General features: G+C 46.4%; 19 protein-coding genes and 4 pseudogenes. 12 read left to right on the forward strand and 11 right to left on the reverse strand.

The annotated features are described in order from the left end of the window. Window position 1: 1 nt before the first annotated feature. Window positions 2–853: a carbohydrate ABC transporter permease gene (locus DW835_RS04385; RefSeq protein WP_117465191.1), complete on the forward strand. Its 852-nt coding sequence runs from the start codon at window positions 2–4 to the stop codon at window positions 851–853. Here the strand turns inward: DW835_RS04385 and DW835_RS04390 are convergent. Both DW835_RS04390 and DW835_RS04395 read right to left on the reverse strand, forming a co-directional pair. Beyond that, on the reverse strand, window positions 850–2592 hold the full coding sequence (locus tag DW835_RS04390) for a histidine kinase (RefSeq protein WP_117465192.1): 1743 nt from the start codon (window positions 2590–2592) through the stop codon (window positions 850–852). The two genes, DW835_RS04385 and DW835_RS04390, sit on opposite strands and share 4 nt — an antisense overlap. Beyond that, window positions 2589–3356 (reverse strand): response regulator, encoded by a 768-nt coding sequence (locus tag DW835_RS04395; RefSeq protein ID WP_118501609.1) that lies wholly within the window; start codon window positions 3354–3356, stop codon window positions 2589–2591. Before DW835_RS04395 ends, DW835_RS04390 begins: the two co-directional genes overlap by 4 nt. A 97-nt stretch (window positions 3357–3453) precedes the next feature. On the opposite strand from DW835_RS04395, the gene DW835_RS04400 reads away from it, so the two are divergent. Continuing rightward, window positions 3454–5958 (forward strand): glycoside hydrolase N-terminal domain-containing protein, encoded by a 2505-nt coding sequence (locus tag DW835_RS04400; protein ID WP_118730761.1) that lies wholly within the window; start codon window positions 3454–3456, stop codon window positions 5956–5958. On the opposite strand, the gene DW835_RS04405 is transcribed toward DW835_RS04400, so the two are convergent. Then, window positions 5955–6836 (reverse strand): AraC family transcriptional regulator, encoded by an 882-nt coding sequence (locus DW835_RS04405; protein WP_118730762.1) that lies wholly within the window; start codon window positions 6834–6836, stop codon window positions 5955–5957. The genes DW835_RS04400 and DW835_RS04405 overlap by 4 nt on opposite strands. 238 nt (window positions 6837–7074) lie before the next feature. Here DW835_RS04405 and DW835_RS04410 point away from each other — a divergent pair, with 238 nt between their 5' ends. The 7 genes and pseudogenes from DW835_RS04410 to DW835_RS04440 all read left to right on the forward strand — a co-directional run bounded on the left by DW835_RS04410 (window position 7075) and on the right by DW835_RS04440 (window position 13823). Next, complete coding sequence (locus tag DW835_RS04410) at window positions 7075–8148, forward strand: zinc-binding dehydrogenase (protein WP_242993424.1); 1074 nt, start codon at window positions 7075–7077, stop codon at window positions 8146–8148. 18 nt (window positions 8149–8166) lie between these two features. Further along, a complete protein-coding gene (locus tag DW835_RS04415) occupies window positions 8167–9174 on the forward strand; it encodes an aldo/keto reductase (protein WP_118501612.1) in 1008 nt (335 codons plus the stop codon). Window positions 9175–9187: 13 nt separating this feature from the next. After that, window positions 9188–9628, forward strand: a complete 441-nt coding sequence (locus DW835_RS04420) for an RbsD/FucU domain-containing protein (protein WP_118538935.1) — start codon at window positions 9188–9190, stop codon at window positions 9626–9628. Between the two features lie 140 nt (window positions 9629–9768). Continuing rightward, the gene (locus DW835_RS04425; protein WP_118538937.1) at window positions 9769–12219 is read left to right on the forward strand and encodes a glycoside hydrolase family 95 protein; all 2451 of its coding nucleotides are present in this window, start codon (window positions 9769–9771) and stop codon (window positions 12217–12219) included. 239 nt (window positions 12220–12458) lie between these two features. Further along, the gene (locus DW835_RS04430) at window positions 12459–13181 is read left to right on the forward strand and encodes a class II aldolase/adducin family protein (RefSeq protein ID WP_207664184.1); all 723 of its coding nucleotides are present in this window, start codon (window positions 12459–12461) and stop codon (window positions 13179–13181) included. Beyond that, window positions 13177–13554: pseudogene (locus DW835_RS04435) on the forward strand (hypothetical protein); the annotation flags it as partial. The gene DW835_RS04430 and the pseudogene DW835_RS04435, both read left to right, overlap by 5 nt. Before the next feature lie 24 nt (window positions 13555–13578). Beyond that, window positions 13579–13823: pseudogene (locus tag DW835_RS04440) on the forward strand (DUF6061 family protein). Window positions 13824–13874: 51 nt separating this feature from the next. On the opposite strand, the gene DW835_RS04445 reads toward DW835_RS04440, so the two are convergent. The 8 genes and pseudogenes from DW835_RS04445 to DW835_RS17915 form a co-directional block, all read right to left on the reverse strand. Beyond that, complete coding sequence (locus DW835_RS04445) at window positions 13875–16523, reverse strand: ABC transporter permease (RefSeq protein WP_118501616.1); 2649 nt, start codon at window positions 16521–16523, stop codon at window positions 13875–13877. 15 nt (window positions 16524–16538) lie between these two features. Continuing rightward, on the reverse strand, window positions 16539–17210 hold the full coding sequence (locus DW835_RS04450; protein WP_118538939.1) for an ABC transporter ATP-binding protein: 672 nt from the start codon (window positions 17208–17210) through the stop codon (window positions 16539–16541). 135 nt (window positions 17211–17345) lie between these two features. Next, on the reverse strand, window positions 17346–18245 hold the full coding sequence (locus tag DW835_RS04455; RefSeq protein ID WP_118501618.1) for a HAMP domain-containing sensor histidine kinase: 900 nt from the start codon (window positions 18243–18245) through the stop codon (window positions 17346–17348). Then, on the reverse strand, window positions 18238–18915 hold the full coding sequence (locus DW835_RS04460) for a response regulator transcription factor (RefSeq protein ID WP_117465318.1): 678 nt from the start codon (window positions 18913–18915) through the stop codon (window positions 18238–18240). The genes DW835_RS04455 and DW835_RS04460 overlap by 8 nt, the downstream gene beginning before the upstream one ends. Before the next feature lie 16 nt (window positions 18916–18931). Further along, window positions 18932–19553: pseudogene (locus DW835_RS04465) on the reverse strand (hypothetical protein). A 47-nt stretch (window positions 19554–19600) separates the two neighbouring features. Next, window positions 19601–20299, reverse strand: coding sequence for a hypothetical protein (locus DW835_RS04470; RefSeq protein ID WP_117465204.1), 699 nt, complete (start codon window positions 20297–20299; stop codon window positions 19601–19603). A gap of 18 nt (window positions 20300–20317) precedes the next feature. After that, the gene (locus DW835_RS04475) at window positions 20318–21427 is read right to left on the reverse strand and encodes a DUF6076 domain-containing protein (protein WP_117465205.1); all 1110 of its coding nucleotides are present in this window, start codon (window positions 21425–21427) and stop codon (window positions 20318–20320) included. A 60-nt stretch (window positions 21428–21487) separates the two neighbouring features. Then, window positions 21488–21730 carry a hypothetical protein gene (locus tag DW835_RS17915; protein ID WP_182427082.1) on the reverse strand — a complete coding sequence of 81 codons (243 nt, stop codon included), beginning with the start codon at window positions 21728–21730 and terminating at the stop codon, window positions 21488–21490. Here DW835_RS17915 and DW835_RS04480 point away from each other — a divergent pair. From DW835_RS04480 to DW835_RS04490, 3 genes and pseudogenes are all read left to right on the forward strand, one after another. After that, window positions 21626–21962 (forward strand): annotated as a pseudogene (locus DW835_RS04480) (CHC2 zinc finger domain-containing protein); the annotation flags it as partial. The gene DW835_RS17915 and the pseudogene DW835_RS04480 sit on opposite strands and share 105 nt — an antisense overlap. A gap of 304 nt (window positions 21963–22266) precedes the next feature. Then, window positions 22267–22674, forward strand: coding sequence for a replication initiator protein A (locus tag DW835_RS04485; RefSeq protein WP_118538941.1), 408 nt, complete (start codon window positions 22267–22269; stop codon window positions 22672–22674). Continuing rightward, window positions 22655–22882, forward strand: coding sequence for a hypothetical protein (locus tag DW835_RS04490; protein WP_109257873.1), 228 nt, complete (start codon window positions 22655–22657; stop codon window positions 22880–22882). Before DW835_RS04485 ends, DW835_RS04490 begins: the two co-directional genes overlap by 20 nt. Window positions 22883–22919 lie beyond the last annotated feature (37 nt).

Raw genomic sequence — 22919 nt, forward strand, 5'->3', positions numbered from 1 at the left:
GATGAGAAAAAAGCTTAAAAAGAGAAACAGCGTATCCTGGGTGACCTACACAGTAGTACTTCTGATCGGACTGGCAATGTTGTATCCGATCATCTGGATGTTCTTCGCAACCTTCAAGAGCAATGCGGAGATCTTCGGATCTGTCAAACTGCTGCCGTCATCCTTCAGCTTCCAGAGCTATATTGACGGCTGGCATGTGAACAGCAAAATAACTTATACTACATTTTTCAAAAACAGCTTTGTGATGACGATCATCACTACGTTATTTACGGTATTATCCAGTGCGATTGTCGCTTATGGATTTGCCAGATACCAGTTCCCCGGCAAAAAGATTCTGTTTGGTATTCTGATTGCCACACTGATGCTTCCCGGAGCGGTAGTTATGATCCCACGTTATGCAATGTTTAATAAGCTGGGACTGGTGGATACTTACTGGCCGTTTTACTTACAGGGCCTGCTGTCTGTGAACTCGTTCTTTGTATTTATGCTGATCCAGTTTATCCGCGGACTGCCAAGAGAACTGGATGAATCTGCTTATCTTGACGGCTGCAGTGATCTGAAGGTATTCGTGAAGATCCTTGTGCCACTGATGAAACCGGCACTTTTCTCCGCAGGTCTGTTTCAGTTCATGTGGACTTACAATGATTATACAAACGTGTTGATCTACATTAACTCTGTGAAAAAATATACCCTGTCTCTGGCCTTGAGACTGTCTCTGGATGCAGAATCCGTGGTTCAGTGGAATAAAGTAATGGCAATGTCCTTCCTGTCCATTCTGCCGTTGATCATACTGTTCTTCGCTGCACAGAAGTATTTTGTGGAAGGCATTGCCACCAGTGGTCTGAAGGGTTAAATTTGAACCGGAATGCGGAAAAACACACAGGTTCCGAGTCCTTCTTTACTGTAAATATGAAGAGCACTCTCGGAACCATAGGTCAGTGTCAGACGCTTGTTCACGTTGTCGAGTCCGATACGCATGGAAGCGTCTGACATAAGATCTGATCTCAGCTTCTGAAGTTTGTCTTTTGGAATTCCCACACCATTGTCGGTTATTGATATATGGATCCAATCATCCCGTTTAAAAATCTTAATTTTTACCATTCCCTGGCGATTGCCGGGACGCAGCCCGTGACTGATACTGTTCTCTAAAAGTGGCTGAAGCAGGAGACGCTTAAACGCATGCGGCAGTACAGAATTGTCGATTTCTTCAAAGTAATAAAAACTGTCGGGAAAGCGGAACCTCTGTATTTCCACATATTTGTGAATATAAGTGATCTCATCCTGAATCGATACCGAAACCTGTGGATTGGCCAAAGAGTAGGAGAGAATATCTGACAGATTGCTGATGATCGTATTGGCGGTGGAAGGACCGCCTGCTATCTTGTAGACTTCAAAATCCAGAGTCTGCAGGGTGTTGACCATAAAATGTGGGTTGATCTGTAACTGTAGGGCGCTGAGCTCCGCAGCCTGTTTTTTGTATTTCTGCTCTGCCAGCTGGCTGTTTAAAAATGTGGTATTTAAGAATATGCGGATGACATTGTTCATGATCAGGCTGTATTCGTCATCCGGCTGGTCTGCCGGAGAATCTTTTTCAGTAGGGTAGATCCCCTTTTCCGCATTACCGAACAGATCAATCACTGACTGGATCTGCCGGAAATTATCCCTTGTGATCTGATAAGAGAACAGGAAGATAATGAACAGGGCAAACAGTAGCATGATCAGCGGCAACAGCAGATTCTGTGCACAATAGAGAATAATGGCGGAAACAGGAACCAGCTGCACCGAATAATACCGGTAGGTGGGTTGATATATCACATAAGTAAGATAGAAATGATGATCTACCTTTTCCCAGTGAAAGCCATCCGTCAGTGTGGAAAGATCCACTTCAGAAAAGTCGGGAACAGAAGAAAACCCCTGAGAAGCCAGAAGATTCTGCCCGCTGTCCAGAAGAAACATACCGTGTTTCCAGGATGTGGATTTTGCAGACATCATTTTTTCCAGCTCTATCAGAGAAAGGTTGGATACCATGACACCATCCAGATAAGAAAAACGCTTATATACCGTCAGTACATTTTCTGATGTTGATGAGGTGGATGTCTTCATTTCCCTGGAGACAATATAGGTGTCCTGATCTTCCGGAAGGGAGGTATAGATATCATACCAACCGGCGTCCACATCGCTGCTCAGAAAACGGATCGTCTTGTCAGAAGAGAAAAAGATATTATTGTCATCCAGATAAAGATAAAGGCTGTCCACCAGTGGATGGGAGGCGGAGATACTGCCGAGGAAGGTCTTTATACTGTTTAGGAAGACATAGTCGGTGTAAGTAGTCTCTCTGTTGTAGAGAATCTTGCGCATGGATAAGAGCAACTGGGAATTCAGCGTGATCATTTCCTGTTGGGAAGTGCAAACATCCATGGTACTTTCCAGATTCAGACAGAGATCATCCGTAGTGGACTGGGTGGTCTCTTTGATGGTCTGTAGCTGGGAGGTTGCGGTAAGGATCATGATGCATATAAACAAAAGACCGGTAGGGATTAACAGGAGAGAACTCCATACTTTTAAGCGTTTTAAGAAAAATCGGTGCATCATGATAACGATCCTCTGTTCTCAGGAGTTACTTCCGGCTGTTTCCCTGCACGGAATTCCTGTGGTGTGATTCCGTAATATTCCTTGAAATTACGGGTGAGATTTTTGGGGTTCAGATAGCCGACGGCATCTGCAATCTCGTAAAATTTGACGGAACGATCCGAAAGCATCTGCATGGCCTGTTCCATCCTCACCTGTAGCAGATAACGGGAGAAACTGACACCGGTATCCGTCTTGAAAGCGGAAGAAAGATAAGCCGGTGAGTAGTGTACCAGAGAAGCGGCTGCTTCCAATGTTGCGGTCTTATAATCAGATTTGATATAGTTTTTCACAATCGTCACATAATCCGCCTCGTCTGCATTGGCTTCGTAAGGCAGATAATGGCCCTTCTCCCGTTCGTCCAGGGTTTTCCGGATGCGTTCAAAGCAGGCAGACATGGCGTCATATTTCATTGGTTTGATCAGGTAGTCCGTGACATGATTGATAATTGCTGCCCGGGCATATTCAAAATCCTGATAGGCGCTGAAAAAGATGACGATGATATCTTCGTTTTTCAGTTTTTGAGACAGTTCGATACCGGTCATGACAGGCATCTGGATATCGGTCATAACGATATCCACCTGTGGGTGGGCATTGATATATTCCAGGGCTTCTTTCCCATTGGTAAAGGAAGCAACGACTTCAAAGCCGAAGTTGTTCCAGGGAAAAAGATGAATGATCCCTTCCAGAATACGGGGTTCATCATCTACGATGATTACTTGATACATACCAGGTTCCTCACGTGTAAGGTAATATTCAGATAACACGCAGATTATAACATATTTCAAAATAGAATACAAAGCATTCAAAACGAGGAGAAGACAAATGAACGAAAGGAAAATAAAATTGAAAACCGGTGAAATCTGGCAGGAGAGACTGGTGGCAGGCAATGGACACAGCGGAGTGATCTGTTTCTGTGATCCCTATGAAGAGGTACTGACCTATCAGAATATAGAACTGCTGATGCCGACAGAAGAACCCAGAATGACTCCGCCGGAAGTGGGAAGTGAGCTGCAGGAGGCCAGACAGGCAGTGCTGCATATGGATGCTACCTGGAATGTACACGGCAGAAAAAGAACTTACCTGTATGCCTACCATCCAGGGATGCAGCTTCGGATCACGACACCACAGCAGGAGCTCGAAGCATACAGCCGCCGGATGGTAGGAGAGACCGGGGAGATCATTATGGACTATCGGGATAAGACCGGGGACTTCAGTCGGCATACATTTGTCTCCAGAGAGGACTGCGTTGTGACACAGTATCTGGCAGGCGGAAAGGAGACACTTCCCGAACTGATACTTTCCATAGATCCGCCGGAGACGCTGCCAAAATTCGGAGTAAAAAAGTGGGGAACCGGACCGGAAGTAAATATGAAATATGAACTGGTCTATGACAAGGCGGGCACTTATCTCGGACAGGCAGCGCATTATCCGGTATTTGTGGAAAGCGAGCTGCAGGATAAGGGGTATGTGACCATGGTACGGATTCTACATACAGGAGGAAGCAGAAATGTGGAACAGACGGAAGGCAGCAAAGAAATCCACATCCGGGGAGCAAAGGCAGTCTGGATCCTGGCGAAGACGGCTGCCCAGGTTGAAATGGGAGAAATGGAAGATTTTCCGGGGGTGAAAGCACAGGAAACCATCGATGCGGTGTTGGCAGACCTGAAGAGCGCAGTGGCGAAATACCGTACAAAAGAAGGCAGCTGGAATTATGAGAGAGCGCTGGCACTGCAGAAGGAACAGCAGAGGGAGACCTATGGTACAGTAAGTTTTCATCTGGGAGAACAGACAGCGGATTCCGGAGAGGAAGGCGTAGAAAAGGAGACCAATACGGAACTGTTACAGCGGCAGAAAAATACGCCGCAGATGTTGCAGAAACTGATGGAACGGATCTACCAGACAGGCAGATATGTGCAGGCTGCCTGCGCCGGATATTCTGCACCGAGGCTGTGCGGACTGTGGACAGGGGAATGGAATCCCGGCTGGAGCGGAGCCTATACGATGGATGCCAATGTGAATATTCAGGTCTCTGGTATGAATACCGGGCACATGGAAAAAGCGGCCTGGGGATATATGTATTTTATCCTCCGCCAGATCGGGGACTGGAAGGAGAATGCAAAAGCTGTTTACGGCATGTGGGATGCCCTGCTGGCACCGGTGAATACCGACGGTAATCGGGCAATTATGGTAGAGTATGATATTGACTATCCTTTCCAGTACTGGAATGCCGGGGCTTCCTGGCTGATGGTGCCGATCTTTGAGTACTGGCAGTGTTTTGGTAACCGGCAGATCCCACTGCCAGAGGATCTGGCCAAAGTCTGCGGAAAACAAAGCCTGGATCTGGAACAGGAGATTCTGCGCCCCCTGCTGTGGAAGACGTTTCATTTCTGGGAGCAGTTGTGTACCCCGGAATATTATACCGACAGAGAGGGACAGCCTCATTATAAGAAAGGAAAGACAGCTCTGGAGGAGGGAGAAAAATACCTGATCATTCCCTCTTATTCTCCGGAGAATCATCCAAACGGCTATTCCAGTACGATCACTGCCAATGCGGCCATGGACATTGCGGCGGCGTCAGATGTATTACGCATGATCCGGGAACTGGAAGAGAGGATCTGCGATGAACGGTCGGGAGAGTGGCTGACAGCCAGCAGGGAGCTTGCCGCAAAGCTGCCCGAATACCAGATGGATGAGACCGGTGGATTAAAGGAATGGTCACTGCCACAGATGCATGACAATCATGAGCACCGCCATATCAGCCATCTCTATTGCGCATGGCCCGGAGTAGAGGCACAGCATAATGTGGGACTTGCGGAAAGCTGCAGGCAGGCCATCAGGAACCGGAATGTCGGGAATGCCGGAAAAGATGATACTGCCTCTCATGGTTGGATCCACAAGGGACTGGTGGCTGCCAGACTGAAGGATGGCAGGAGCCTGGGAGAAATCTTGCGCCTGCTGGTGCAAAGTGATATTTTTTACAGCAGCCTGCTGACGGATCATAATACGGATCGCTGCAGAGGGGTCTATTGCACGGATACGATTCTGGGATTGCAAGGAATCATACATGAAGCACTGGTGTATTCCGAACGGGGAGAGATCGAATTCCTGCCGGCACTTCCGGAGGAGTGGAAGCAGGGCAGTGTGGATGGTCTGATGGCCAGAACAAGAATCTGCATCCGGAAGCTGGCATGGAATCTGGAGAAGAAGATACTGGAAGCAGAACTGGAATCTTATGAGGATCAGGAGGTCAGAATTTCCTGTCCGGTGTTGCAATACGATGCATGTTATTATCTAAAACAGGGAGAACTGCGCAGGATCAGGATTTAATCCATCGGATCCTGGAGCTGCCTGCGGTATTTATTGGCAGTGATGCCGTAATGCTGTCGAAACGCCTGGGTGAAATGTTGGGATGTGGAGTAATTCAGTTTCTCCGCAATCTGCGTGATGCTCAGGCGTTTGTCTGTCAGATAGATTTTTGCCGCAGACATTCGGGCTTCTTGTTTTTTCTGCTGAAAGGTCTTGCCGTAATATTTTTTCAGGAACCGTTCCGTCTGGCGGACACTTAACCCAAGAGTTTTTGCCAGGTTTTCCAGAGTGATGGTCTCGTAATGATAGAGAAAGGCCCGTTCGATGATCAGGGTCTTACCGTCAATGAGATTGGAGGGAGCAAAGTGCTGTTTAGAGAAACGGTTTCCCTCGTAATTGCGGACAGCTTTTACAAGACACTGTTGTAACAGAGCCTCTACCTGAATCATGTAACCGGTATATTTATATTTTAATTCATAGAAGAGCTGCTCCATCAGTACACCAAGATTCTGGGTATCCGGACCAATCCAGAATCTTTTTTTCAGAAATTTGTCCGCAGTGCTGCCGGAAAAAACGAGGAGAGCATCTTCTTCCTGCAACTGAAAATAGATAGAATATTCTGTCATGGGATCCATAGGGCTTGGAATCTGCTCGTGCTCCACATGGGGGCCTGTCATATATAGTGTGCCAGGCGTAAGCTCATAAGAACTGCCATCAATGACTGCCTGTCCGAGCCCATTAGGGATGTAGTGCAGTTCATAGCTGTTGTTACCGTGGCTGTGGCGTGGCAGTGGCTTGAAAAAGTGTTCGAAAGCAATATTCAGAATTAGAAAAGTTGTGTTGTCGATAGTGGTTTTCACATCGAGACCATAGATGGTATTGTTCGTTGTCTGATTCATGGAGCCTCCTGCTGTCCGGATTTACCGTGACCTATCCGATGATATTAAGTGTAGCAACGGTAAAGAAAAAAGTCAATTAAAAAAGTGCGATAACACGACAAAAATACACAACGTATGTCGAAAATATGTCTATTAATCGTATATTTGTGGGATTAGAATGGATGTATCACAGCAACCCACACAGGGAGAAAATATGACAGAAGAACATATAACATTTTATTTTTAAGGAGGTTAACAGATGGACAGACAGGAAATGAAACAGAAAAAGATGATGGGAGCAATTCTTCCGGGCAACAGCACAGTAGAACTTAGAGAATTCGAAATGCCGAAGCCGGGACATGGACAGGTTGTGGTCAAGGCAATGGCTACAACTATCTGCGGCAGTGATATCCGCTGCATCTACAGAGAACATGTGGGAAAAGGTCCGGAAGGCTATATTCCCGGAACTGTGGCAGGTCATGAACCTTGTGGTCTGATCGTAGAGGAAGGCGAAGGTTTGAAGAGATTCAAGAAGGGCGACCGTGTTATTATTTATCACATTTCCGGATGTGGTGTATGTAACGATTGCAGAAGAGGCTACTATATTTCCTGCAAGAGTAAATTCCGTCAGGCATACGGATGGCAGAGAAACGGTGGCATGGCACAGTATATTCTGGCAGATGAGAAGGATCTGATCGCATTGCCAGATGAGCTGACCTACAAGGATGGAGCACAGGTGGCCTGTGGTTTCGGTACCGTATATGAGGCTATCGAAAAGGTAGGTGTCAGCGGCAATGATGCAGTATTGGTAACCGGTCTGGGACCTGTCGGTCTGGCAACACTGATGTTGGCAAAAGCACTGGGAGCCAATATGCTCATCGGCGTGGAGACGAATCCGTACCGTATTGAACTGGCGAAGAAGATGGGACTGGCTGATTATGTATTTGCACCGGATGAGGCTTATGATCAGATCATGAAAGTAACAAACGGCAATGGTGTGGAGAGAGCGTTCGATGCCAGCGCCAGTGATCCAGGAAGACAGCTGGCAATCCGTGCTACCAGAGAATGGGGCAGGATCGCATTCGTGGGAGAGGGAGGCACCTGTACTTTTAACCCCAGTCCGGACATTATTCATGGTCAGAAGACAATCTACGGCAGCTGGGTAACCTCGCTGTGGAGAATGGAAGAACTGGTAGAAAGACTGGTGCGTTGGGGAATTCATCCGGAAGATCTGATCACGGACGAATTCCCTCTGGAGCAGGCAGGGGAAGCTTACAGACTGATGGCAAGTGGAAACTGTGGCAAGGTGGCAGTGGTATTTCCCGAAGACTAAGGGAAGAAAGGTTATCATATGGCAGAAATCATAGAACAGAGCCGGATCCCAAAGCGGACTCTGGTGGACGGATTTAAGGTACCGGCAATCGGACTCGGAACCTTCGGATCCGATAAATATAACAGCGATCAGATTGCAGAAGCTGTATATGGCGGCATCCGGGCAGGATATCGTATGATCGACTGTGCTTCCGTATACCAGAATGAGAATCGTATCGGAGAGAGCATTGAGCGTGTCCTGAAAGAAGGAATCGTGGATCGATCGGATTTGTTTATCACCTCTAAAGTATGGAATGATATGCACAATAGAGTGAAGGAGTCCTGTGAGAAGAGCCTGAAGGATCTGCGGGTATCTTATCTGGATCTGTATCTGGTGCACTGGCCTTTTCCCAATTATCATGCTCCCGGCTGTGACGGAGATTCCCGTAATCCGGATTCCAGACCGTTTTCTGTGACGGAATTTCTGAATACCTGGAGACAGTGTGAGGCACTGGTGGAAGAAGGCAGGGTAAAATACATTGGTATGTCTAATATGACAGTACCGAAACTTCGGGCAGTATTGCCGTTGTGTAGGATTCAGCCGATGTTCTTAGAGATGGAATTGCATCCCGGATTTCAGCAGCCGCAATTGTATGACTATGCACTGTCACAGGGGATTCAACCCATCGGTTATTGTCCCATCGGATCGCCCTCCAGACCGGAGAGAGACCGGACGGCAGAGGATATTTCAGATACCCGGATGCCGGAGATTATGGAGATTGCAGAGCATCATCACGTACATCCTGCTATGATCTGCCTAAAGTGGGCGGTACAGAGAGGACAGATTCCGATTCCTTTTTCAGTAAAGGAATATCAATATGTGGATAATCTGAAATGCATCACAGAAGATCCCTTGACAGTGGAAGAGATGGAGATGATCCGGAAAGCAGACAAGAATTGCCGCCTGATCAAAGGTCAGGTATTTCTGTGGCCCGGAGCAACCGACTGGCAGGATCTATGGGATGTGGACGGAGAAATCACGTCATGAAAGGGGTAAGCGCATGTTAAAAGGAATTCCGAAGATATTATCTCCCGAGTTATTAAAGGTACTTTGTGAAATGGGACACAGTGACAGACTGGTTATCGCAGACGGTAATTTTCCGGCTGAGTCCATGGGGAAGGATGCAATCGTGATTCGGATGGACGGACATGGCACGACTGAGATTCTGGATGCCATTTTGCAGGTGTTTCCATTGGATAGTTATGTGGAGCATCCGTTGAATCTGATGGAGGTGATGCCTGGGGATCCGGTGGAGACGCCGATCTGGGAGAATTATGAAAAAGTCATCGCAAAACACGATTCCCGAGGTGGCAGAGCCATTGGACAGATCGAGCGCTTTGCCTTCTATGAGGAGGCAAAAAAGGTCTATGCCATTATTGCAACCGGAGAGAGTGCACTATATGCCAATATTATGTTACAAAAAGGTGTGGTAACAGAATAAGGCAGCTGATAAGAACAGGAGCAAAAGCATCGGCGATAAGCGGATGCTTTTGCTGTTAAGAAAAACATGTTAGAATACAGTCAGGATCAGGGAAATGTGTGCAAAAAAATATATAATAACAGGAAAAAAGGAGAAATGGCATGAGTAGGTTATGGTATGATCATCCGGCATCGGAATGGGAAGAAGCTCTTCCTATAGGAAATGGCAGAATCGGTGCCATGGTCTACGGAGGTACGGACAGAGAACGGCTCCAGGTAAATGAAGAGAGCATCTGGTTGGGTGGACCTGTAAACCGTCACAATCCCGATGCAAAAGAAAATCTGCCGAAGATACGACAGCTCCTTCGGGACGGCAGAATTCCGGAGGCTGAGCATCTGATGGAGACCGCATTATCGGCCTGCCCGGAAGGAATGCATCCTTATCAGACACTTGGGGATGTACAATTTTTCTTTGATGGGATCGAAGGCGGCAGAGAACGGAAAAGCGGTAAACTGCGGGATATGATCCTCTGTGAAGGAACAAAACATTATGAGAGATGTCTGGATCTGGAAACGGCAATCTGCCGGACAGAGTTCGCTGTTGGTGACAGTATATATGAGAGGGAAATATTTGCCTCTCACCCGGCGGACTGTCTGGTGATGCGCTTCCGCACAAGGGGCAAGGGGAAAGTGAATTTTTTAGCGAAGCTTCGAAGAGAAAGCTGGTTTGACGGAACTTGTAAGGTTGGAGAGAATGGCATAAGACTTTATGGCAATCTGGGAAGAGGCGGATATGAATTTGCCATGGAACTGCGTGCTGTGTCTACTGGCGGACGGATTTTGACCCAGGGGGAATGTCTGAAGGCAGAAGGAGCAGAGGAAGTGGTGCTGTGGTTTACTGCAGATTCCACTTATCACTACAGTATACCAGAAAAGGATCGGTATGCGGAGGCGTATCTGAAAGCTGGTAGGGAACTGCCTGTGGGGCTGGATGAAGAATTGACTGGCTCTGCAAGAACAGAGTTCCTATACCAGATGGCAATGCAGGCACTTCTGGCAGAGAAAATGGATCAGCGCCTGAAGGCGGCGATGCTTCTGTCTTATGATACCCTTAAAGCAGAGCATGTGGCAGATCATAAATCTTTATATGACCGTTTTGTGTTTGAAGTAGAAGGCGCAGAGCGGTACGAGAATCTGCCTACGGATCTGCGCCTTGAGAGACTTCGGAAAGGGAAGCAGGAGCATGCAGAACAGACAGAAGACGTGGGATTGATGAAGCTGCTCTATGATTATGGACGCTATCTTACGATTGCTGCCAGCAGGGAGGGAGGGTTGCCGACCACACTGCAGGGACTTTGGAATTGTGAATTTTTCCCAGCATGGGACAGTAAGTATACCATCAATATCAATACAGAGATGAACTACTGGCATGTGGAAAACTGCAATCTGTCAGAGTGTCATATTCCCTTATTTGAATTGTTAAAAAAGGTGCAGAAGAACGGCAGATATACCGCCAGAGAAATGTATGGGTGCCGGGGATTTGTGGCGCATCACAATACGGATATTCATGGAGATACCGCACCACAGGATACATGGTATCCCGGGACTTATTGGGTGATGGGAGCAGCATGGCTGTGTACGCACCTATGGATGCATTACCGCTATACAAAGAATCTGGTATTTTTACGGGAAGCTTTCCCTGTCATGGCAGAGGCAGCACTATTCTTTGTGGATTATCTGGAAGAAAAAGACGGATATCTGGTGACAAATCCTTCTGTTTCACCGGAGAATACATATATTCTGCCGAATGGACAAAAAGGATGCTGCTGTATCGGTGCAACCATGGACAATCAGATTCTGAGGGATCTGTTCAAAGGATGCTTGGGAGCCTGGAAGGAACTGGGAGAACAGGTACCGGAAGCCTGTGAGATTCCGGAAGCCGGTGACATAAAGGAACTGATGGGAACAATCCGCAAAATGTACGACAGACTGCCGCCCAACAGGATCGGCAGTGACGGACGCCTGATGGAATGGATGGAGGAATACGAGGAAACAGAACCCGGACACCGCCATATTTCCCATCTGTATGGGCTGTACCCCGCCGGAGAGATTACTGCAGACGGCACCCCTGAACTGGCTGAGGCTTGCCGCAAGACCCTGGAATACCGCCTGTCCCACGGCGGCGGACATACCGGATGGAGTAGGGCATGGATCACGAATCACTATGTCAGCCTGTGGAACGCTGAAGCAGCATATGACAACATCCGGAAGATGTTGGAGGTCTCGACCTATCCTAATCTGTTGGACAAACATCCTCCATTCCAGATTGACGGCAATTTTGGGATCTGCGCTGCCATGAATGGGATGCTGGTTCAGAGCAATGAGGAGAGAATCCTGCTTCTCCCTGCATTGCCGGCTGCATGGAAGACCGGCGCCGTACGGGGAATGCATCTGATAGGAAATCTGGAACTTTCCATGAGCTGGAAAGACGGAAGAATCACTGGTGCCGTTTTTACTGCATATTCGGATGTGGATACTGTGGTGAAATATAAGGAGACCGAAAAAAGACTGCAATTAAAGGAAGGTGAGATTAAAGATATAATGCAGTATTGACAGGTAAAAAAGTGGTAGTTTGATGTACTTAGGGCTGGCTGTCGCACCAGCGACTTGGTACAATACCTAGGGAAAGATAATTAGTTACGAAAGAATATGTTTAGGAAGCATGCATAAAAGATTATTGGGAATATCAGCTGGACAAGGAGAAGGGCAATAAGGTAATATATTATTGCATGCCGGAACGGAAAAGGAGGATTCCTCCGACGGAAGGAATCGTCTGCGGAATGGAGATTAGTATGGAATATATATCAGATGCACAGGCAAAACAGATGATCTTAGAGGTAGGCCGCAGAATGTATCAGGGCGGCTTTGTGGCAGCGAACGACGGGAATATCTCCTGTAAAGTAGGGGACAATGGAATCTGGGCAACACCTACGGGAGTTTCTAAGGGATTTATGACAGAGGACATGCTGGTAAAACTGGATCTGGACGGGAATGTGTTGGAGGGAACGCACAAGCCTTCCAGCGAGATCAAGATGCACCTCAGAGTATTCAAAGAGAACCCGAAGGTACAGGGCGTGGTCCATGCACATCCCCTTACAGCAACGGCGTTTGCCTGCGCGGGCATCAGCCTGGAAGAACCGGTGCTGATGGAAGGAGTTCTGTCCTTAGGCTGTGTGCCGTTAGTGCATTTTGCGCTACCGGGCACAGAGGAAGTGCCGGAAGCGGTAGCTCCCTATTGTCGGGAATACAATGCAGTACTGTTAGCAAACCACGGTGCGCTGACCTGGGGAGACAATCTCATGCAGGCATATTACCGCATGGAGACCACGGAATATTATGCGAAGATCCTGATGATGAACAACTTCATCCTAGGGAAAAAGACGTTGTTGTCCCAGGGACAGATCGACGATATTATCAGGATCCGTGCAGGATGGGGCATCACCACGGGCGGCAGACCCATCGGACCGGAGGGCGCGCAGAATCTGGAGGATATCTGTGTTTCAAAGAGACAGTAATGGCATAGTGGAGACGGTTGTCTTGCTTTCCAAGGGTGAGGTCGACTCGAAAAAGATTCGGGTTGAGTTCTCTTTGGAAGATATGGATATGTCCGAATTTCAGGATGGGGCAACCTACACCCAGATCAAGGACTATGTGCTGGAGCATAGTGGGTTAAAGGTATCCAACCTGTATATCTCATAAATTAAGCGGAAATGTGGGATTGGGGTCGGTAAGAACTATAATCTGCCGAAGTCCGAGGGCACAAGAGGTTCGGTGGACCTCTGTTCTGCGCCGACCGGAGCGGGAGCGGAGACTGCCAGACAGCCACAGTGTCCGCCGGAAAAAGAGAAAGCAATCCGAGAAGCATTCAAATATTTTGGGATGATCTAACATCCCATAGAATGGAGGTTTCTAATGGATAGATTGATTTCTTGTGAGTTCAACATGGATAATGCCTGTGTGGAACTGAAATTCTTAGATGGCAGCATGATTGTCATTGATACCATCGCCGTGGAGAATGGGGTCGCCGACAATATGTATCAGAGGTCAGAATTGGACTATCTGATCTACAATGATCCGATTGGATATGCAGACTTGATATTGAACGGTGATCCCGAAATTATCTAAAAACTGTAACTGAATGTAAAACCTTAGATTAAAACTCAGCCCTCTGCCTTTTCATTGGCAGAGGACCGTTTTTTGCTTAACAGTTATTGAGCATCCCTTAATTGCTCTACAACGCTGCATTTCGCTGCGTTATTATACATCATGCAGGGGATCAGCCACCCCAGCAGAAGAAATACCGGAATTGTCAGCAGGACAGGCAGAATGGTGAACCGATACTCGAAGAACCAGAACATACTGCCCAGCATTTTTCCTGCAAGAGGTTCCACCAACAGCGACAGAATAAAGGCTGCCGCTACGGAAGACATTGCGTAAAACAACCCCTCGTAGATCAGCATGGTTTTGAGCTGCCGGTTCGTCATTCCTACAGCCTGAAGCACAGCAAATTCACGGCGGCGGGAAAGGATACCGGTCATCATGGCGTTGGAGAAATTTAGAACACCCACAAGTCCAATGATGGCACAGAGCAATCCGCCCAACAGCAGAAACATATTCTGAAAGTCTTCAAATTCGGCTCGGAGTGTTGCTTTGCTTTCATACATCAATTCGGACAAGTCATTCGCAGTCAAATCAGTAAGATAATTCTCCGCAGATGCTTCTGCCTTATCATCAGGAGTATCGAACAGATAAAACATCGGGATACTCTCATGCTGGCTGTCATTATTTAGCTTTTCGATAGGAAGCACAAAACTGTAGCCTGTTGTATAATAGCGGAAACTCATAGAGTGTGGCACTGTGACATAAGCACATACTGTATATTCTACATCATGGCTTTCTGAAATCTGAAACTGTATATATTTCGATGGCGTGTTTTCATCGCAAAGGTTTCCGGTACGGCTGTCAATATCATGCCCGTCATCAATATAGGTTATGGTCTGAATAGAACCTACAGGCGGGTAAAAATCAAGATTACTTACGTTGCCATAATCATCTGTAAGGACTACTACAGCGATTGCTTTTGAATCCTCTTGGAACATAGGGGATATGTCGCCCTCAACCACAGTTAGTTTCTCAAACAGAGATTCATCCAAACCTTCGATCAATGCACGCTGGCTCACAAGATCATCACGACGATTTTGCTGTTCCAAGAGGGCTTTTGCATTTTCCTCGGATGTATAGTGCATCATGTCCTGTAGCCAGCGTTCCTCACTCATCCAGCCATATGGCTTATAGCCCGTCAGCTTGTAACCACACCCAGAAAGGGACGGAGAAATATTGGTTTCAATTTGCTCAATTTGTTCCTGAGAGATAAAGCTGCCAGAGCGACTATAACGAAAATAGTCCGTAGAGCTTACAATAAAGTCCGCACAGGTCTGCTTTGCAAGATACTTTTCCATATCAAAGCCCCCGGTAAAAGTGACCAGAATATTGAGAAGCACCACGGAAAGCGAAAGAGAGATAACCACAAGGATAGTCTTTCTTTTATTTCGCCCCAAATTAGCAAAAGCCATTTGATGTACTTTTGCGCCATGGGTAGTACAGTGTTTCTTTTTGCTCCTTACAATTTCAGTGTACTTTGTTGCTTCTACTGGAGAAACTTTTGCAGCGATCTTACCCGGACGGGAACAGGACAGCAAAACTGTAATTAGCGCAAACAGAGCAGACGCAAAGAAAATCAACGGTGAAGTGCTGACGGTGGAAACGCCGACACCAAAAGTGGTTCGTGCCATTACGACTGGCGTCAGAGATGCACCGAAACCATATCCCAACAGCAATCCAATCGGAATGCCTACAACGCACAGAAATAGTGCCTGTTGGCGTATGATGCGTCGCAACTGCCGGGGTGTGACACCAATGGTTTTCAGCAAACCATAGAATCGAATATCTCCGGTAACGGAAATCTGAAATATGTTGTAGATAATCAGATAACCTGTGAAGATTACCAACGTAAGGAAAGCGACAATCGCAATTAGTATGGATGCATCTATGCTTTCGCCAAGCTGTGAAGAAGTGTAGCCCCAGTTTACACCGATGCGTACAAGTTCCCCTTCACCTGTTTCATCCCAAGCATACCCTAAGTCCAGATCCACCTGCTCCATCTGAGCACGGATGTTCATGCTGGATGCCAGCATCACATTCAAATCAATACGGAACGGTTCCAGTCCATTGGACACAGCTTCCGATTCTATTTCTTTTGCGTATTCTTCACTGATATTGATATAGTGAACAGGACTTATATCATCATATTCCCACCATCCCGTCAGAGTAAATGTATCTGTTTTCTCATAAGGCATTTGGGATAAAGCACCAACCGTATAAGTAAGTTCAATTTCTGCTCCTAACTTCGGCTCAATACCCAGAAGTTTCAAGGCATTTGTGTCCATGGCGATTTCTTTGCCGCTCTGAGGCATGTGTCCGGTGGTAGGTTTGGCAAAGCTCCATTTGGTGCAGTTGGCATCCATAAAACTGACTTCGGCAGGTACTTTGGCAAATGCACCGCTGTCTATATAGCCGGTACTGATGCGCTTGCCGATTTCCTTTATATTTGAATGGGCGGCAATCTTTTGAATCTGTTTTTCTGTCACTTCCTTAAAGGTTCCATGACAGTACCCACCCACCTGACGGAAGGTGTAATTCTCATAGCTGGAATTTATGGACATTATTATGGTAAACAGAGAGGTAAATAGCAGTGTTGTCAGCGCAATGGCAATGATTGCAATGATATTACGCTTACGGGATGCCCATAAAGAACGCCAGCTTAATTTCCAAATACATTTTCTGTTTTTGACATTCATCGTAGCCACCTCCCGTTAGTTCTGGGAGACGATCCGACCATCTTCGATACGGATAATGCGGTCTGCCATCTGCGCAATTTCTTCGTTGTGAGTGATCATTACGATTGTCTGGGCGAACTTTTGACTGGTGACTTTCAAAAGGCTCAATACATCCTGGCTGGTTTTGGAATCCAGATTGCCGGTGGGTTCATCTGCCAGAATGATAGCGGGTGCTGCCGCCAGCGCACGGGCAATGGCTACACGCTGCTGTTGACCGCCTGAGAGCTGATTGGGCAGCGCATCCAGACGATCATCCAGCCCAAGTGTCTGTACAATCTGCTGTACGAAATCCTTATTGACCTTGCCACCGTCCAGCTCAATGGGTAGAACGATATTTTCATACACATTCAGCACCGGAACAAGATTATATGCTTGGAACACAAAGCCAATTTTTCTGCGGCGGAAGATGGTCAGGGCTTCCTCCTTCAGGGAGAAAATATTCTGCCCGTCCACCATGACTGTGCCGCTTGTAGGACGATCCAGCCCACCCAGCATATGCAGCAGGGTAGACTTGCCGGAGCCGGATGTACCGACAATCGCCACAAATTCGCCTTTCTGCACACTTAAATCCACTCCGTCCAGCGCATGAACCGCATTATTGCCGGAGCCATAAATTTTTATCAGGTCTTTTGCCTGTAAAACTTCCATAAACGAGTACCTCCATGAAAAAATCTGTATGTATGCAAAGAGATCATCCTTTGATACATACAGATTATCGCACAGGATTCTTTCCACATTCTTTCCGGCGGAAAATGAAATCTAACAGTTTTGATAGAATTGTTGTTATTTCGGCAGAAATATGGAAAACGTACTTCCTTTTCCCAGAACGGAAGCAACCTTGATATAACCGCCCTCGCCGGATATGATCTGTCGGGCAAGGTATAAGCCGATGCCGACCCCTTCCTGCTCCTGAACCGCCTTTGAACGATAAAAACGGGCAAAGATCTTTGCTTGCTCACTTTCCGGAATGCCTGTGCCGGTATCCGATATATCGATCCTTGCAAACATTTCATAACTTACGGCAGAAATAGTAATGGTGCCATGCTCTGTATATTTGATGGCATTGTCTACGATATTAGCCAGCGCTTCTGTTGTCCATTTCATATCAAAGGCAGCAGAAATATCTGTATCATGCAGTCGCAAAGACAACCCTTTTTCAGCAGCTTTGGCGGCATATTGTTCTACTACGCTTTCAAGCAGCGGCTGCAGTGCTCCTTGCTGGGGGGAGAGTAAAATGATCCCATTTTCCAGTCTGGAAAGCTTTACGAGAGAATCGATCAGAAATCGCAGCTTTTCCGATTGTTTGTACAGCGCCACCACATTTGCCTTCGCCGATACAGGCAGAGTTTCCTCCATCAAAAGCTCGCTGTATAACAGCAGGTTTGCAATCGGCGTTTTTGTCTGGTGGGAGATGTCCGCAATCAAGGACTTAATTCTGTCTTTCTCCTGTGCTACATTTCGAGAAGATGCTTCTGCTGCGGAAAGATAGTGTGCAAACTTTGTTTCCAAAGCAGACAGCCGGCTTTCATTAAAATTGGTTTCAGAAAAGGAGCCGGTCATGGCAGCGTCCAGCATCCTTTCGATTTCTTCCATCGTTTTTCTGGCCTTTCTCCGCTCCCATAATACAACAGCTATCGCCGCCAGAAAACATAGCAGTATGATCACAATACCGGTTTTATTCATCTTTGGTCACCCAGCTATAACCGATTCCATAGACGGTTTTAATGTATTTCTGTGCACCAAGCTTATCCCTCAGACGCTTGATCGTAACGGACAAAGCATTTTCATCCACATATTCTGCGCCATCTGTCCAGATCCGGTCTACAAGGTCTCCACGGGTCATGGTCCGACCACGGTTTTCAACAAGCAGACGCAGTAATTTTTGCTCTGTTTTGCTCAATTCCACTTTTGAATCTCCCACATAAAAGGTCATAGCCTCAAAGTCAAAGTGAAATAGATCCATATGGATCGGTGCATTTTTATGGTTTGACGCTTGCTTTCGCAGTTGGGTATTCACCCTTGCCCGCAAAACCGAAAGAGAAAAGGGCTTGGTAATGTAATCATCAGCGCCCCTCTCCAGTCCGTCTACGATGTCCAGATCGGTGTCATTGGCAGTCAGCAGAATAACAGGAACCCCGGGCATGTTTTCCTTGACCTCCCGGAGCAGCTCAAGCCCACTGCCATCCGGCAGATTGATATCCAACAGGATCAGGGATACACCGCCGCAAAGCAATTGCTCTCTTGCCGCTTTTAGATCATGACAGGATATAATCTGACGGTCATCTGCTTTCAGTGCTTTGCATAAGCCTTGATTCAAACCGATATCATCTTCAATAATCAATAATTGTTCCATGTATCTCACTCCCTCGTTATTCAAATGCCACCATCATTTCCTTGGGCAATTTTTCGTTCTCACAGTTCAGAAGATAGGCTATTGCTCTGATTGCAAATTTGTTTGTTTTCACTGTGTCCCAGTCGGCAAGACGAACTATTTCTGCTGTGCTGCCCTCAAACATAACCGCCAGTTCTTCAAAGGTGGGGCGGCCTTTCCACGAGCCGACACGCCCGCAGGTCATGCAGATCGCCAGCCGCTTTTCAAGCAAGGTCGCAGTTGTATTTCTTTGCAAATTCACTGACCGCACCCTTGGCAGGATCATAGTCCATCAGCTTTTGGAGCATTTGCTCCCGGCAGGAGAGTTTTATATCTATAAATCGGTCTGTGTCGTACAAATCGCCGCCGTCCACACCGAGAAAGTCTTTGATGCGCTTGTTGAGCTGCGGCTCGTAGTGGTGCAGGAAGAATGAGAAATATATAAGGTTCTTTTCCTGTAAGGCAGACAGGATGTATTCGTTCAGACTGTCCACCGCTGGCGGCTCCGGTTCCAGTTGGAAGATGCGCTCTGCCACATAGGGAATGATGCCATCACCGTGCGGATTGACTTGGTGTTTTGGTATGTATCCGGTCATATTCCATATAAAATCCTTCAGCATAGCGCACCTCCCTTCTAAACAAATGCTTTCTGGATAGTAGCCTGATTTTAATTCTCAGATTGTGTTTCTTTTGCTTCTACTTTTACAATCATACATAGGCTTTGAACTGCATTAAAGAGACGGATGCAATCCATCTCGTCAATTTCAAAATCCGATCTTCCATGTAATAGCCAATGCCTATTTATCGTTTCAGGTTCATCGGCAGAGAAATCGCTTTTTTGATACAGATTTCGGATGAAGTTGTTATAAGAAATCCATACATGTTTTTGAATTGTACTTCCTGTTGACGGGAAGGTATCGACCTTCTTTTGACAAACCTTCATCATCCTTACATCTTGCTTGTCATCGCTAAATTCTGACAGAATACCCTCGATAACCGAGAGTAGCGATGTTGCACAAACAGCATACAATTTATTTTGAAACGCTTGCCAGCACTGGTCTGTGAGATTTTTCAGTCCTTCTTTAATGGGAGATGCTTTGATTCCGTTCACCATATCTTTGGTTTTCTGAAAATCTTCTATTGTAAAAAACCATTTCAAAAATGCATTGATATCATCCAATTTGTTTGTGTTTGCTATTGTTTTGACTGCGTAAATATTTAATTCTGCGGGTAAAGTCCACCCTTCTGTTGATAGCTTGCTCACAACAATATCTAATTCTTTATCAAATTCCTGTACACTTTCTTCAGCCTTCTTTGAAATGGCTTTTTGAATAACCTCCATTTGTTCTTTCGTTAATTCTAACATTCGTATAACCCTCCGAGTTTAAGTGTTCCTATAATTTAGGCTCTCATTTAGCAAAGCCGCCTGTCCCATCTCTTTTTCGTAATCACCTTTGGCATAGGCGACATTGCTCAGCGCTCGAAGCATTTTATCCTTTGCCAGCCTTTTCATAACCTCTGCAAGATCAGCGTCCAGAGTACCACGCTTCACATAGCGGTTTATGGTGTTCAGCCGTTTCTCATAAATCTGTTTCACCGGATGATCGTCCGCAAGCTCCCGTTGTTCTCTGCTTTTCAGGTTGCCGATCTGCCGACAGGTGCGGTGCAGCTTGTCCCCCGGTGCATAGCCGCCGCAGTATTTGGTGTGCCTTGCGTTGGTGGTCAGAAACCACTTTTCGCAGATTTTGCATTTCTTCGGTGCATGACCAACACACAGGCCCTCAAAGAGATCAGACCGGAACATCCCCACAAAGGATACATAGTGCATCCGCTTGACCAGCTTCGCAACTTTTTCGCCGGGACGGATGGTTGCCACATACTGAACAGAGTTATTTGCGACAGACATCCAGGCATTGCCCTCAGCGATGGAGAACTCCGGCGTGAAATAGCTGCCGAACATTCTGGCAAATCCCTCTGCGGTGCGGTCTGCTTCGTTGCAATCCGATTTTTCTGCAAAATCAAGCATGGCCGTTTGGTATTCCCCAAGGGAGTAGGCTAGATGCCCGCATACGGCGGTATAGCGCTGGAGCGTGATTGCTTCGGCATAGTTCTGGATTTCTTCAAATTGCAAAGAATTGGTTGCGGCTTTTGTGGCAAACTCCACATATTTCAGTGCATTGTCCGCAGTAAAGACCCTTTCTATCCGTTCTCTGTGCTTTGATATGTCCATATAAGAGAATGGCGGGGTTTCGCTGAGAATATCCAGCATCGCCAGAGTAGCTTCCCTTGCCATAGGACAGAGTGCACAAGCATCCTGTCCGGCGTTTAATGTTCCGAGCAGCAGATTGATTTTCTCGCATTGCTCGTTCGCCTTTGCAATGGTATCCGCAGGGACATTCAGTGCATCACAGGCAAGCGTACCGACAGGAAATGTTTTGCCCTCATATATGACCGTATCCTGCCAAAAATCCAAAGTCATCAATTCTTGGTTCATGCTTGCCCTCCTGTCCTGTTTTTTCATTTTTCTAATTATATCATGTAAATGTGAAGAAATCTACGTCCTCAGATAAGTTGTCCTGTCATTAGCCTGTTTTTTGAAAAATCCGGCATAACCATAGTAGAAAGCGTCAAACACCTGCCAATCACGGCGGGTGTTTCGTGTTTTCTGAATACTATGAACGGAGGTTTTTCTATGACAATCTATGAAACCATCAAGGCGGCAATCAGCGTAAAGCAAGCCGCCAAACACTACGGGCTGAATGTCAACCGCAACGGTATGGCTTGCTGTTCGTTCCACAACGACAGGCATCCGAGCTTGAAGCTGAATGAGGACTATTTTTTTCTGCTTCAGCTGCGGAGCCAAGGGGGATGTAATCGACCTTGTGGCAAGGCTGTTCGATCTGAGCAGTTATGAAGCAGTGCAAAAACTGGCTGCGGACTTTGAGCTTGACCCGAAACCGCCCACTGCCGCAGCTATGGTCAAGCCGAAGAGTCCTTATATCCGTCAGTTCCGGGAGGATGAAATGTTGTTCAGTATGCTAAGAAAGCAAATGAAACGGGGAAGCTGTATGAAGAGAATCTTGCAGAAATAAAAAAGATGAATAATGAGCAAACAGAGCTTCTAAAAAAGGCACTTGAAGCAGTTATTCATCTATATGAGGAAGATTCAAAGAAGAGAAAGTGAATTGATAAAAAGCGTTAGCGTGGCTCTGCGGTTTATCCGCAGTTCGAGGGGATTGGGGCATTTTCCCCAACAAGCAAAAATGCGCCGGGTATATACCGGGGCACTGCTTGCCAAGTAGCGAAATTAGGAATGACAGAGAGGATAAGACAATGGAAAATGTAACTTTTGATTATAAGTTTTACAGGATACCTAAGAGATTTTTTAAGGAAGACATGTTCAGAGATATGACAAATGCAGCAAAAGTATTATATGGAATACTGCTGGATCGCAAGTGCTTGTCAGACTCCAATGGAGACGCATGGCGTGATGAATATGGAATTACCTATATCATTTTCACAATCGAAGAAATTATGAATCTGATGAACCTGGGGAATAAGAAGGTTAACAAAATGGTGAAGGAGCTGGAGGAGCATGGCTTGATTTACCGAAGACATCAGGGCTTGGGAAGACCGAATAAGATTTATGTTTATGATTTGCTCAAAGCAGATAATTCAAATTGGCTGCCAAAACAAATTATATTCGGAAAAGGGAGCAGCAATGAGAAAGAAGTATTATGAAGATGCAAAAGAGAATGCAGCTTTTGAGAGATGTGCAGATGTAATAACATCCCTGATTCTAAAATATGGACCGGCTTTAAAACGAAAATGGAATCTAGACGAGTGGATTAGGAATATTCAGGCAGAGAGTCTATGGAAAGACATAGCTTGCAAAAGATATCAGCGGTATTTTATTTGCATGATGAATATGAAAAGTCTTCCTGTATGACAAAATCAAATTGACTAATACTAATTAGCAATATATA

The organism is Clostridium sp. AM34-9AC, from assembly GCF_003480225.1.
Taxonomy (GTDB): Bacteria; Bacillota; Clostridia; order Lachnospirales; family Lachnospiraceae; genus Acetatifactor; species Acetatifactor acetigignens.